Genomic DNA, 12753 nt, shown 5'->3' on the forward strand with positions numbered 1-12753 from the left:
ACGGGCCACGAAGTCAACGTTTTGCGGCTCCGCCGCTCTCCGCGCTGCGCGCGTCGATCACGGGGGCGGGCTGGGTCGGGGGCGCTGACGCGCCGAGGGGTGGGTGGGGCGGGTTGGGGTGGGTCGGGGGGCGGGTGGGGGTGGGGTTACCAAGGGATGATGCCTTCGTCCTCGACGAAGGAGCCGGTGGGGCCGTTGTTGGGGAGGGTGGCGAGGTGGATGGCTGTGGCTGCGCCCTGTTGGGGGGTGCGGGGGCCGTGGAAGGCGGTGAAGTCGGTGGCTACCAGGCCGGGGCAGGCGGCGTTGATCAGGATGTTCGTGTCGGCGAGGTGGCGGGCGTACTGGACGGTGACGGCGTTGAGGAAGGACTTCGACGGCGCGTAGGCGGCCATGATGGGGCCGATCTCGATGTTCGGGTCGGCCTGTCGGGTCAGGGAGGCGACGGCGCTGGAGACGTTGACGATGCGTGGCGACGCCGAGCGCCGCAGCAGCGGCAACATCGCGTTGGTCACCCGGATGACGCCGATGACGTTGGTCTCGACGACCGTGCGGACCAGGTCGAGGTCCAGCGTGGTGGGGTCCTGCACCCACCCCGGCCCCATGTCCCCGGAGATGCCGGCGTTGTTGACCAGGACGTCCAGGCGCCCGGCCTGCCGTTCGATCAGTGCTGCGGCCTCGGTGACGCTCCCGTCGTCGGTCACGTCCAGGGGCACCTCGAATGCGTCCACCCCGGCGGCGCGCAGCTTCTCGACGGCGGACGAACGCCGGGCCTCGTTGCGCGCTCCCACTCCCACCCGGTGTCCGAGGGCACCCAGCCCGGCCGCGATCTCGTATCCGATTCCCTTGTTCGCGCCGGTCACCAGCGCGATCTTCGTTTCGCTCATGGTGTCGATGCTCGCTCCCGGACGAATGGCGCAGCCAACACCGATCCGGTGCCCTGTCATACCCGGTGGGTATCACCGAGGGGTATGTTGTCGGCGTGGACACTTTGGAGACCCGCGAGCTGAGGTACTTCGCAGCCGTCGCGGAGGAACTGCACTTCGGCCGCGCCGCCGAGCGCCTCGGCATGGCCCAACCGCCGCTGTCCCGGGCGATCCAACAGCTCGAACGGCGCCTCGGCGTCTCCTTGTTGGAACGCAACCGCCGCGGCGTCTCGCTGACCGTCGCGGGAGAGGTGCTGCTGCAGGAGGGCCGTGCCGCCCTGGACGCGACCACCGCCGCCGCTCGCCGCACCCGTCGCGCCGGTGGCGCCGACCGTCGCGGCGGCCCGCACAACCGTCTGGTGCTGGCAGTGAAGGCCGCCGCGTTTCACGAACTGCTCCAGAAGCTCCTGGACACCTACGCAGCCGAACCCGACGCCGTCGAGATCGAGGTGCTGCCGAGCGGTACGTGCGAGCAGGAGGAAATGTTGCGCGACGGCCGCGCCGATGTGGCGCTCATGCACGCGCCGTTCAACTCCCTCGCCGGGTTCGACAGCGAGGAACTGCTGACCGAGGGGCAGGTGGCCATCCTGCCCGTCGGGCACCCCCTCACCGCGCACGAGACGCTGTCCATGGCCGACGTCGGCAACATCCCGGGCCTTCCGCTCGCCCGCTGGCCGCGCCACGGCAGCTACCCACCCGGCCCGGGCCCCGAGGTCCACGACCAGACGCAACTCGCCCAGCTCATCGCCCTCGGACGCACCGTGGCCGTCATCCCCGAATCCGCCCGCGCCTGGTTGTGGGCCGAACACACCGCCGTCCCGCTGACCGACGCACCCCCCGTCGTCACCCACATCGCCTGGCCCGCGCACAGCCGCTCCCGTGCCCTCGCCGGGCTGGTCCGCACGGCCACCCGGCTTTGACCGCCGTTTCGGGTCCTCAGCTCGTCAGGGCGCGAGTGTGCACCTTTTCCACGGCCTTGCGGGCCGAGAGCATGGAACCGTGCTGCCAACCGAGCATGTTGCTGAGCCAGTCGCCGGCGTAGAAGACTCGGCCGGTCGGCTCGGTGAGCGGGCGGAATCGGGGACTGTTGACCACGCCGTTGTCCTGGGTGTCGGCCGGTTGCCAACCGCCCTCGACGAACGGTTCGAGACCCCACATGATCGACAACGAACCCGCCAGCTCGGTACGGGCCTTCGCGCCGTGCACCCGAACGCTGCGCTGCACCGCCTCGGCCAGGCGTTGGGCGGGCGGGAGCGACTGGATCGTGGTCTCCGCGCGTTCGAAGTACGCCACCATCACGCCGCGTTGGCCGCGGTAGTCGGAGGAGGGGTACCACAGCGAACCGTCCGCGCCGTAGGAGGTGAGGCCGCCGTGGATCGCGAAGTCCTCCTCCCACCACCGACTGCGGTACTCCAGGCCGATCTTGCCGGGATACTCCGCCAGGAAGCCGCGCAGTAGTGCGGTCGCGTCGGCGGGCAGTCCGGCGATCCGGGCGGCCACCAGCGGCGGCGCGGTCACGATGCAGTACTCGGCGTCGAGCACGCCGTGCGCGGATCCGCGATACGACACCCGGGTCCCGTGCGGCCCGTCGGTGATCGAGGTGACCTCGATGCCGCAGCGAATCCGCTGCCGGCCGACCCGGTCGGCCAGGGCCTCGACGATCCGGTCCATGCCGCCGACCGGCTGGAACAGGGTCGACGCCATGTCGAAACCGGCGTCGAGATACCAGTGCCGGGAGAGCTGCTCGGTGAACACGCGATCCAGCGAACCCCGGGGCGGCAACGGCACACCAGGCGATCCGGCCGCGCCGGGCACGACCGCGAACCCGCGCCGGCGCGGATCACCCCGGTAGCCCAGATCGTCGCCGAGGTCGCCCATCGTCTTCAGGAATCCGAGCAGACGTTCCTTGTCGGCCGCCGTCAACTCGCGATCGAGCGCGCCCTGATCGGTCACCTTGGCCAACAACTCGGCGACCACGCCGTACGCGTCCGCCTGCGCGGTCTGAAACCTCGGCCGGTCGGAGCTCTTCGGGTCGAACACGAACGTGTTCGTGTTCGATATCGCGAACACCTCCAGAGGCACCCCCAGTTCACGGCAGTAGTCGGTGCTGACCGACCACTGCGGCAACATCCCCGGTCCGGCGTTGAAATACTGGCCGGGCGCGAAACACGCCTGCTGCGTCACGCCGTTCCGGTCGGTCAGCACGTCACCGCCGCGCACTGTGAGACTGCGCCCACCGATCCGCGGCCGGGCGTCCAGCACGGTCACATCGTGGCCGGCCTTGCCCAGTTCGTACGCGGCGGTCAGCCCGGCCACACCGGCGCCCACCACCACGACACTCGCCGGCCGGCGCCCGGTGAGCGTGAAGTCGGACGCGCGCGGCGCCCGGAACGGCGGCGTCGCGGCGCTCGCCGCCGACGGCGCGAGACCGAGCGCCCCCATCGCGGACAACGCCGCCCCGGCACCACCCACGGCACCCACGGTCCGGAGGAATCCGCGTCGGCTGGTCGGTCGATCGAACCCTTGGGAATCGTTCATGTCTGTCTCCCACTCGTCGGGGGCCTGGAATGAAGACGGGGCACGCAAGGCAGGCGGCGGCGATCGCACGATCCGTGGTCCGTGGTCCGTGATTCATAGATCGACCCGTCGATCTATTATTAGCGGACCGGTTGGGTTCCGCGTCAACTTTCCTGGGGGCAGGGCGGATGGGTACGGCATACTCCGGTTGCATTCGGCCCCGGCGGAGGAGGGCACCGGATCGGCCCGGGTTGCTCGATGCCCTCGATTACCATCGGTCAATGGCGAACGATGACGAGTGCGGTGCCGGCGATCGGCGGCAGGGCGGGCAACAGGGCGACGCACCCGGGGCGTTGCCGGCGGAGGAGGGCAATCCCTGGGTGCACGGCGCGCCCACGGTCGAGCGCATCGAGGTGGTCGCGTACGACGAGGCGTGGCCGGGCCGTTATGCGGTGCTCCGGGATCGCATCCGGGAGGTCCTGGTGGACGGGATCCTCGACATCACCCACGTCGGCTCCACCGCCGTGCCGGGCCTCGCGGCCAAGGACGTGATCGACATCGACCTCGTGGTCGCGGACCCGCGTCGGGAGGAGACGTACGTCCCGCAACTCGCCGCGCTCGGCTACGACCTCACCGTGCGCGAACCCTGGTGGCACGAACACCGCATGTTGCGGCTCGCCCAACCGCGCGTGAATCTGCACGTGTTCGGTCCCGGCGCACCCGAACCCGTCCGGCACCTGAGGTTTCGGGACTGGCTGCGCTCGCACCCCGACGACTGCGACCTGTACGCGACCGCGAAGTCCGCCGCCGCGCCCGGCGCCCGCCATGCGATGGAGTACAACGCGCGCAAGGAGGCGGTGGTGCAGCGGATCTACGCTCGGATGCACGCGGCGGAGGGATAGCCGGGACGGAGCCGTCATTCGGGTCGGCGACGCGGGCCGATTCGCGGGGGTGGTGGGAGGTCGGCGTGCCGGTTAGCTTCGGTTTACTTCGGTTCGGTTCGCTTTTGGATGCCACCGTGTGGTGGTGAACTTCCTTGGTGCACTCTTTGATGAACTCCCTTGGGACAGGGGCCTGTTAACGGTCCGTCAGGGAGTTTTGGTGGTGCCGACGGCGCGCAGGTGGATCAGTACGTCGTAGCTGGACACCAGGCGCGTGTTGTCGAGTTGCGAGTCCGTTGACGTAGCGGGCACCCACGCCTTCGCGTAGGAACTCCCCTGCCGTTCTGGGCCAGTTCGTCTGCACCGCCGACTCGGCGGTGATGTGCTGGTTGGGCGTGGGGAGGAACACGCCCTCACCCGTATTGCGTTGCCATACGGAATGTTGTCGGCCATCGCCTTGTCCCGGTGCAGCATGGTCGCAGGCAGCCGCGCACCACGTTGTCCCGCATCCGCCGACGGTCGGCCAACGGAAGTCGCTGGTACATGTCGACGGCCTCGCCCATCCCGGCCGTGGGTCGCGATTCCCGATCCCGGTCCCGGTACAGCCGCTGAATCTCCGGCAGCAGTACGGGAGAATGGCAGGCGACGTAGGCGGTGATGGTGTCGACCTGGGCCGGACCGGCGTATGCGACATCGTTGCGGACGATGCGGAGTTCGCGGTCGTCCTGGGTGCGGTTGTATTTGCGCATCCAGCGCGACATGTCCGCGTCCATGATCCGGCCGAGGTCTTCCGGCCCGCCCCGGACCCACTCCCCCAGACGCACACCCGTGCTCCACGCCGCCTCCAGAGCGAATGTGGTGAAGCCCTTGGTCCGCACGAGGTGGCGGAACAGGTGGTCCTTGACGGCGACGAACTCGGCGGAACCGTACGTGGCTTCGCCGACTCCGACGAGGTCGGCGGCGCCGATCATGCGATCGACGGCGCGCAGGTCGGCGTCGGGCGCGCCGGATTCGGTGGAATGCGGGCGGTCGGCACCGGCTCGGAGCGCTCGCGCCGGGTCCGGCTCGGGCGTCGCCGCACCGGCGGAGGCCGCCGGGCCGAGCGTGCCCGGACACAGCGCGACGGGAGGCAACAGGCCGAAAAGGGTTTGCCGGGACGGGTATTCGCCACGCGCGACGGTCGGATCCGGGCGAGCACGGGTTGCGCGCGGGGCGGTCGGCCATGTGCCCGGGCCCTACGAACCGGCGCGTTACGGTTCGTAGTTCGGGGGAACGAGGACTCCGATACCGGTTCGCGCGGGCACCGATTCCCGGTGATGCCGGTTCATGGCCGGAAACGATCCCCCCAGGGTCACGACGCATGACCGGACGACGCGTGGTACGGGCGATCCTGGTACGGGTGATCGCAGGTGCGCTCGACGGCCGCCGCCACACCGCCCGACCGCCCGGGGCCGACGCGGGCCCCGGTCCCCCGCCGGCCGGCGCCGACCGTGCCCAAGGCATAGGTCACCGCTCGGGTGAGTTCTGCGGTGCTTGCCGGGCGGAGCACCACCGCGTCCGGATCGGCGGCGTCGGCGGCGCGTTGGTCGGCGACGTCCAGGGCCAGGTGTTCGGCGAACTCCGCGACCGCCGCGCGTTGCTCACGGTCCGGGTCGGTGTTGCCGACGGGTTCCTCGAACAGCAGGCCGACCCACGACTCCGGGTCCCGCGTGACCAGGACCTCGCCCACGTGCACCCCGCACCCGGGCAGGTCGTCGATCCCGGGCACCCGCCCCCACATCGGCACACCCCACTCGTCGGTGGGCCCGCCACACGGGTGCGCCGACCGCGCGCCCAGCGGGCAGGGGCCGCCCTCGTCCGGATCCTCGATGTGGCTATCGGATGTCATCACAGCTCCCGCGCGGACCCGTCGCCGATACGTCGACCGGGCCGCGGACACGTTCGTCCTCGCACCCACAGCCCGGCACGCCCTCGACTCCAGCACGCCCACCCCGTCCGCGCCCCCGGAGCACGCCGAACGAGGGGCCACAATGCCACGAATGCCGCAATCGGTGGGCCGGGTCCTGTCGGCGATCGTCGGCGGTATCGGGGGCGATGTCGCGTGTGGCTCCCTGGGGCCCCGGGAGCCGGATCAGCGCGCTTGGGGCAGGACCGGGACGAGGTTGTCCCAGCGGGCGATCTCGCAGCCGTCGGTGCGCCTGAACTCGGCGTCGACCGAACGGCCCGCCCACGTGCCGGTGATGCGCGCGGTGGCCGGTCCGCCGTGGATCATCGTGCAGCGCGCACCGCCGGGCACCGGTGCGAAGGGGTCCGCGTCGCCGGCGGTCGGGGCCTCCAGTCGATCGCAGGCCCGCGCGGGTTCCGGGTGGCTGCCGCCGGCGGGGTGGCATTGCAGGGCGTACGTCCGCACGCCTTCGGGATTGTCGGCCACGGTCACGGTGAGGCGGTCCACCGTCCGGGCGACGGCGGAGGGGATCGGGCACTGGGCGACGACAACGACGGCGGCGACGGCAAGGAGGCGACGAAACAGCCTGGGGGAACTCATGCCGTCAGCGTAGTAATTGATTGGGCACGGTGCGTGACCATTCCGTGATGGGTCGGCCTCGGCCGCCCCCCACCGACGGCCTCTCGGCACCCACGACACCGCCCGCCCGACCGCCATCCGCCCGTCGGCCGCCGCCGCAGCCGGAATGCATCTCCACCCTCACCCCCACCAGGCAATTCGCCTCCGCTCGCCACTCCCCGTTCCAACCTCGTGACGGGTCGTCAAAAAGCGCGCACACGCTCTCTCGTGACGCATTGGAAACCTTTCCTCCATTCATGAGACACCTGCCCGCAAACCCTTGCGCGGGAACGTTCCCGCATCAATACTCACCGGCACCTGTCCTGACGCGCGCCACGCCGCATCCGCGTCGCTGTGCCTTCTCTGTCCCTCCGAAAGAGGTGGGTTACTTGCGCATGCCCAAAACCGCCGCCCTCGCCGCCGTCGTGGCCCTGACCGCCGTCGGGTGCTCGGGTGGTGGCAGCGACAACTCGTCGGCCTCGGACCCCGGGTACCGCATCACCAAGGACAGCCCCGCCGCCAAGGGACCGCTCGACAAGGTGAAGTGGTCGCTGTACGCCGAACCGCAGACGCTGGACTTCGCGTACGGCTTCGACTACCCGATCAACACCGTGCTCGCGAACGTGTGCGACCAACTCCTGCGCATCAACCCGGATCTGACCATCTCCCCCGGGCTGGCCGCCAAGTTCACCAACCCGGATCCGCTGACCTGGATCTACTCGCTGCGCGAGAACGTCAAGTTCCACGACGGCACCGTGATGACCGCCAAGGACGTCGTGGCGAGCCTCCAGCGCCAGATGGATCCCGAAGTCGGCTCCGTGTACAGCACCGCCTTCAAGGACGTCGCGTCCATCACCGACACCGGCCCGCTCGAAGTCACCATCAAGCTCACCCGCCCCAACGTGCTGCTCAACGAGCAACTGGGCGCGTCGGCGGGCACCATCGAGAGCGCCGCCTTCCTGGCCAAGGCCGGCAAGGACTACGGCAACCCCCAGGGCGGCGTCAACTGCACCGGTCCCTTCGCCGTCAAGGAGTGGAAGCCCGGTACATCCATCACGCTCAAGCGCAACGACGCCTACTGGGACAGCGCGCTGATGCCCAAGACCGGCGAGGTCGAGTTCGTCTTCATCCAGGACCCGGCCGCGCGCGCCAACGCGTTGCTCACCGGCGAGGTCGACGGCGGCTACCTGCTGCCCACCAACTCGTACGACAAGCTCAAGGCCGGCGACGGCAAGCTGTACTTCGGTGACATCACCGGCAGTTACTCGGCCGCCGTCACCAACCTCAAGGGTGCCCTCGGCGACACGCGGGTACGACGCGCGCTGTCCATGGCGATCGACCGCGAGGGCATCATCAAGGCGGGCCTGAACGGCTACGGCACCGTCGCCAAGGCGCCCGTTCCCGCCTCCGGTTGGGCCACCATCCCCGCCGAGCAGGCCAAGGCCCAGTACGACGCGCTGCCCCCCGTCACCCGGGACGTGGCCGGGGCCAAGAAGCTCATCGCCGAAGCCGGCGCGGGTGGCAAGAAGGTCGTCGTCGCGACCAGCAACCTGGCCCCGGAAATCACCGTCGCGACCAACGCCATCCAGGCCGCCGGCAAGGAGATCGGCCTCGACGTCGAACTCCGCACCATCGCCCCGGACGCGTACACCGCGCTGTTCACCGACCCGTCCAGCCGCGCGGGCATCGATCTCCTGGTCACCAGCGGCTACGACGTCACGCCGGATCCGTTGGAGTTCTACCAGACCCTGCAGACCGGCGAGTTCGCCAACTACGGGGGCTGGTCCGACCCCGAGTACGACACGATCGCGCAGCAGGCACTGGGCACCAGCGACCCGGCGGCCCGTGCCCAACTGACGGCCAAGCTGCAGGAGATCGCGCTGCGCGAGCTGCCCGCCATCTCGCTGTGGGACTCGCCGCTGTCGCTCTACCAGGGCAAGCGCGTCACCGGCGCCACCCCGAACATCACCCAGCTTTCCTTCCCCTGGGCCGCGACCCTGGGTGCCGCGAACTGATGAACCGTCCCCTGCTCCGATTCCTCCTCGGCCGCCTCGTCGGCCTGGTACTCGTGCTGTTCGCGACCTCGTTCGTGGTCTTCAGCGCCGTGCACCTGGCGCCGGGCGACCCGGTGTCCTTCCTGATGCGCGGGCGTCCGGTCACCCCGGCGGCCCGAGCCGCGCTGACCGCCCAGTATCACCTGGACGAACCCTTCGCCAAGCAGTACTTCCTGTGGCTCGGCGACGTGCTCGGCGGCGACTTCGGTCGCTCCGTGCAATTCCGGCAGGACGTGGCCGAGTTGATCTCGCAGAAGTTGCCGACCACGCTGTTCCTGATCGTCTACGCGATGGTGCTGGTCACCGTCGTCGGACTGATCCTGGGCATCGCCTCGGCCCTTCGGCCCGGCCTGGTCGACAAGCTCGTGCTGGCCTGGACGGGCACCTCGATCGCCATCCCGTCCTACATCGCGGCGACCGTGCTCACCTCGGTCTTCGCCGTCAAACTGGGCTGGTTCCCGCTCTACGGCGCGGGCGAGGGATTCGGCGACCGAGCGTGGCATCTGACCCTGCCGGCCATCGCGCTGGCGCTGACCTTCGCGGGCCTGCTGGCCCGGGTCACCCGCTCCGCGATGCTCGACGAACTCTCCCGCGAACACGTCGAGGTGGCCCGTTCGCGAGGCGTGCCGGAGAGTCTGGTGATCCGCAAGCACGTCCTGCGCAACGCGCTCGGCCCGATCGTCACGGTGGTCGGCACCATGGTCGCGAGCATGCTCGTGGCGACCTCGATCGTGGAAACCGCGTTCAGCGTCAAGGGAGTCGGTTCCCTGCTGATCAACTCGGTGACCGTCAAGGACTTCCCCGTGGTGCAGGCCCTGACCCTGCTGGTGGTCGCCGCGTTCCTGATCGCGAACCTGATCGTCGACCTGCTCCAACCGCTGATCGACCCGCGCGTCGCGCTGGGAGGTGACCCGAAGTGAGTGCCTCCGCACCCGCGTCCGCACCGGACGCCACCGCACCGACACCGTCCACCCGGCGCGGCGCACCGGCCCGGATTCGCAAACTCGCGGCCCAGGGACCGCTGTTCACCGCGGCCGTGCTGGTCCTCGCGCTGCTCGTGCTGCTCGCGGTGTTCGCACCGCTGCTCGCGCCCTACGATCCCGACGCCATCGATCTGAAGAACTCGCTGGCCGGCACCGGCCCCGATCACTGGTTGGGCACCGACCAGTCGGGCCGCGACATCTTCAGCCGACTGTTGTACGGAGCCCGTACCGGGCTGCTGGGGCCGCTCGCGGTGGTCGGCGTGTCCACCGTGCTCGGCATCGCGATGGGCGTGGTGGCCGCGTGGCGCGGCGGTTGGGTCGACTCGCTGCTCTCGCGCTCGATGGACCTGCTGTTCGCGTTCCCGGCGATGTTGCTGGCGATCCTGTGCGTGGCGGTGTTCGGCGCGGGACTGACCGCACCGGTCATCGCGATGATGGTCGCCTACACCCCCTACGTCGGCCGCCTGGTGCGCTCGATCGCGCGCCAGGAACAGACCAGGCCCTACATCGAGTCCTATCGGGTCCAGGGCTGGTCCGGCTGGGCGATCTGCACGCGGCATCTGATCCCCAACATCACCCCGACCGTGCTGGCCCAGTCGGCGATCAACTTCGGCTACGCGCTGATGGAACTCGCGGGCCTGTCCTTCCTCGGCTTCGGTGTCCAGGCGCCCACCGCCGACTGGGGCGTCATGGTCAGCGAGGGGCAGAACCCGCTCCTCAAGGACGTGCTGCTGCCCGCCCTCGCGCCCGCGACGGCCATCGTCATCGCGGTCGTCGCATTCGGAATCGTCGGCGAAGGTCTCGCCGACCGTGTCTCCAAGCGGGATAGGTGAGCGCCGTGTTCGACAAGACGACGGCCGACGACCCGGCCACGCGGCCCGCGACGACCGAGCCCGATGCCGACACCGCCGTCGCCGCCGACGACGCGCGGGGTGTACCACTGCTCGACATCGCCGGCCTGACTCTGCGACTGCCGGACCACGCCGCCGCGCGCCCGATCCTGAACGGAGTCGACCTGCGGGTCGAACGCGGCGAAACCGTGGGCCTGGTCGGCGAGTCCGGCTCGGGCAAGTCGGTGGCCTGCCGCACCGTGCTCGGCCTGTTGCCCAAGGGGGCGAGCACCGAGGGTACCGTCCGTGTCGAGGGCACCGACGTGCTCGCCCTGCGCGCGGCCGGGCTGCGCGAGGTGCGCCGGCACAAGGTCGCGATGGTGTTCCAGGACCCGCGTGCGTCGGTGAACCCGATGCGCCGAGTCGGTGACTTCCTCACCGAGGGGCTGCGGGTACGCGGCATGCCCAGGAAGCAAGCGTTCGCCCGGGCCGAGGAGTTGCTGACCGAGGTCGGCATCCGCGACCCGCACGGCGCGCTGCGCCGCTTCCCGCACCAGTTCTCCGGCGGCATGCTCCAGCGTGTGGTGATCGCCGCCGCCCTGGCCGGCGACCCCGCGTTGCTGCTCGCCGACGAGCCGACCACCGCGCTCGACGTCACCACCCAGGCGGAGGTCGTCGGCATCCTGCGACGCCTGCAACAGCGGCACGGCACCGGCATGTTGTTCGTGACCCACGACCTGGAGCTCGCGGCGGCGATCTGCGACCGCATCTACGTCATGTACGCGGGGCGCATCGTCGAATCCCAGCCGGTCGCCGAGCTGTTCGCCCGACCCAGGCATCCGTACACGGCCGCGCTGCTGGCCTCGACACCGCGCCTGGAGCCGGACGCGGCGCCGCCGCGCCCGATCCCGGGACGGCCGGTGTCCCTCGCGGAGGCACCCACCGGCTGCGCCTTCGCGGCCCGTTGCGCGTTCGCGATCGAGCGCTGCCGAACCGAGACTCCCGAGCTGGTGCACGACGGCCCGGCGGCCGTCGCGTGCCTGCGCGCGGACGAAGGGATCCTCCAGTGAGCACGTCCACCGACCCGGCCCCGGCCCTGCTCGAAGTCCGCGGCCTGTGCCGCACGTTCGGCGACCACAAGGCGGTGGACGACGTCGGCTTCACGCTGCCGCCCGGCGGCTCGCTGGGCATCGTCGGCGAATCCGGCTCGGGCAAGACCACCACCGCCCGGATGCTCGTCGGTCTGGAGACCCCGGACGCCGGCAGCATCACGGTGGAGGGCCGCGAACGGGCCCACCGGCCACGCACCCGTGCGGAACGCCTGGCCCGGGCCCGGGAGATCCAGATGGTCTTCCAGGACCCCTACCTCTCCCTCGACCCGCGGATCACCGTCCAGGACAGCATCGACGAGGTCCTGCGCCTGCACGCGCCCGAGGCCGATCGGCCCGGGCGGGCCACCCGGCTGGCCGAACTGCTCGACCAGGTGGGCCTGGGCGCGCGCGAGGCCGGCGCCCTGCCCCGCCGGCTCTCCGGCGGTCAGCGCCAACGCGTGGCCATCGCCCGTGCGTTGGCGGCCACCCCTCGGGTGCTGATCCTGGACGAGGCGGTCGCCGCGCTCGACGTGTCCATCCAGGCGCAGATCCTGGACCTGCTGGCCCGTATCCGTCGGGAGCAGGGCATCGGCTACCTCTTCGTCAGCCACGATCTGGCGGTCGTCCGGCACATCACCGACGACGTCGTCGTGCTGCGCCACGGCCGGATCGTCGAGTCGGGTCGCACCGCGGACGTCCTGTCCGCGCCGCAACACCCCTACACCCGCCTGCTGATCGACTCGGTGCCGGGCGTGGGCTGGGACCCGGAACGCATCGCCGAAAGCCGACGCGCACTCGCCGAACAAGAGGCGTGAGCGGGCTCGGAGGTTTCGGGCTCGGGTGTCCAGGGCTCGGGTGCTCACACCGCCACGTCGGTGCGGTGTGCGCCGGCCGGGCGTGGCGCGGGCAGG

12 protein-coding genes are annotated in these 12753 nt (G+C 70.5%); 7 read left to right on the plus strand and 5 right to left on the minus strand.

Features of this window, described 5'->3' with window-relative positions:
* Positions 1–146 precede the first annotated feature (146 nt).
* Entirely contained in the window at positions 147–884 is a 738-nt protein-coding gene (locus ABZ374_RS47040) for an SDR family oxidoreductase (protein ID WP_360324573.1), read from the minus strand.
* A 95-nt stretch (positions 885–979) separates the two neighbouring features.
* Here ABZ374_RS47040 and ABZ374_RS47045 point away from each other — a divergent pair, with 95 nt between their 5' ends.
* Complete coding sequence (locus tag ABZ374_RS47045; RefSeq protein ID WP_360324576.1) at positions 980–1843, plus strand: LysR family transcriptional regulator; 864 nt, start codon at positions 980–982, stop codon at positions 1841–1843.
* 16 nt (positions 1844–1859) lie between these two features.
* Here ABZ374_RS47045 and ABZ374_RS47050 read toward each other — a convergent pair whose 3' ends face one another.
* Positions 1860–3461: an FAD-dependent oxidoreductase gene (locus ABZ374_RS47050; protein WP_360324577.1), complete on the minus strand. Its 1602-nt coding sequence runs from the start codon at positions 3459–3461 to the stop codon at positions 1860–1862.
* Positions 3462–3721: 260 nt separating this feature from the next.
* Between ABZ374_RS47050 and ABZ374_RS47055 the strand changes: the two genes are divergently transcribed.
* Positions 3722–4342: a GrpB family protein gene (locus ABZ374_RS47055; RefSeq protein WP_360324580.1), complete on the plus strand. Its 621-nt coding sequence runs from the start codon at positions 3722–3724 to the stop codon at positions 4340–4342.
* A gap of 392 nt (positions 4343–4734) precedes the next feature.
* Here the strand turns inward: ABZ374_RS47055 and ABZ374_RS47060 are convergent, their stop codons facing one another.
* From ABZ374_RS47060 to ABZ374_RS47070, 3 genes are all read right to left on the minus strand, one after another.
* Positions 4735–5454, minus strand: a complete 720-nt coding sequence (locus ABZ374_RS47060; protein WP_360324583.1) for an erythromycin esterase family protein — start codon at positions 5452–5454, stop codon at positions 4735–4737.
* A gap of 218 nt (positions 5455–5672) precedes the next feature.
* On the minus strand, positions 5673–6209 hold the full coding sequence (locus ABZ374_RS47065) for a hypothetical protein (protein ID WP_360324585.1): 537 nt from the start codon (positions 6207–6209) through the stop codon (positions 5673–5675).
* Between the two features lie 243 nt (positions 6210–6452).
* The gene (locus ABZ374_RS47070) at positions 6453–6866 is read right to left on the minus strand and encodes an SSI family serine proteinase inhibitor (RefSeq protein WP_360324587.1); all 414 of its coding nucleotides are present in this window, start codon (positions 6864–6866) and stop codon (positions 6453–6455) included.
* Between the two features lie 413 nt (positions 6867–7279).
* Between ABZ374_RS47070 and ABZ374_RS47075 the strand changes: the two genes are divergently transcribed.
* From ABZ374_RS47075 to ABZ374_RS47095, 5 genes are read left to right on the plus strand one after another with little or no spacing between them, the layout of a single operon-like run.
* On the plus strand, positions 7280–8899 hold the full coding sequence (locus ABZ374_RS47075) for an ABC transporter substrate-binding protein (protein WP_360324590.1): 1620 nt from the start codon (positions 7280–7282) through the stop codon (positions 8897–8899).
* Entirely contained in the window at positions 8899–9858 is a 960-nt protein-coding gene (locus ABZ374_RS47080; protein WP_360324592.1) for an ABC transporter permease, read from the plus strand. Before ABZ374_RS47075 ends, ABZ374_RS47080 begins: the two co-directional genes overlap by 1 nt.
* Complete coding sequence (locus ABZ374_RS47085) at positions 9855–10754, plus strand: ABC transporter permease (RefSeq protein ID WP_360324594.1); 900 nt, start codon at positions 9855–9857, stop codon at positions 10752–10754. Before ABZ374_RS47080 ends, ABZ374_RS47085 begins: the two co-directional genes overlap by 4 nt.
* Complete coding sequence (locus ABZ374_RS47090) at positions 10751–11821, plus strand: ABC transporter ATP-binding protein (RefSeq protein WP_360324597.1); 1071 nt, start codon at positions 10751–10753, stop codon at positions 11819–11821. Before ABZ374_RS47085 ends, ABZ374_RS47090 begins: the two co-directional genes overlap by 4 nt.
* Positions 11818–12657: an ABC transporter ATP-binding protein gene (locus ABZ374_RS47095; protein WP_360324600.1), complete on the plus strand. Its 840-nt coding sequence runs from the start codon at positions 11818–11820 to the stop codon at positions 12655–12657. Before ABZ374_RS47090 ends, ABZ374_RS47095 begins: the two co-directional genes overlap by 4 nt.
* The last annotated feature ends 96 nt before the right edge of the window (positions 12658–12753 follow it).

The sequence above is a fragment of the Embleya sp. NPDC005971 genome, assembly GCF_040629175.1.
Lineage (GTDB): Bacteria > Actinomycetota > Actinomycetes > Streptomycetales > Streptomycetaceae > Embleya.

Coding starts and splice junctions, on each gene's coding strand:
- ABZ374_RS47040 (WP_360324573.1), bottom strand. CDS start 884: ATGAGCGAAACGAAGATCGCGCTGGTGACCGGCGCGAACAAGGGAATC.
- ABZ374_RS47050 (WP_360324577.1), bottom strand. CDS start 3,461: ATGAACGATTCCCAAGGGTTCGATCGACCGACCAGCCGACGCGGATTC.
- ABZ374_RS47070 (WP_360324587.1), bottom strand. CDS start 6,866: ATGAGTTCCCCCAGGCTGTTTCGTCGCCTCCTTGCCGTCGCCGCCGTC.
- ABZ374_RS47055 (WP_360324580.1), top strand. CDS start 3,722: ATGGCGAACGATGACGAGTGCGGTGCCGGCGATCGGCGGCAGGGCGGG.
- ABZ374_RS47065 (WP_360324585.1), bottom strand. CDS start 6,209: ATGACATCCGATAGCCACATCGAGGATCCGGACGAGGGCGGCCCCTGC.
- ABZ374_RS47075 (WP_360324590.1), top strand. CDS start 7,280: ATGCCCAAAACCGCCGCCCTCGCCGCCGTCGTGGCCCTGACCGCCGTC.
- ABZ374_RS47080 (WP_360324592.1), top strand. CDS start 8,899: ATGAACCGTCCCCTGCTCCGATTCCTCCTCGGCCGCCTCGTCGGCCTG.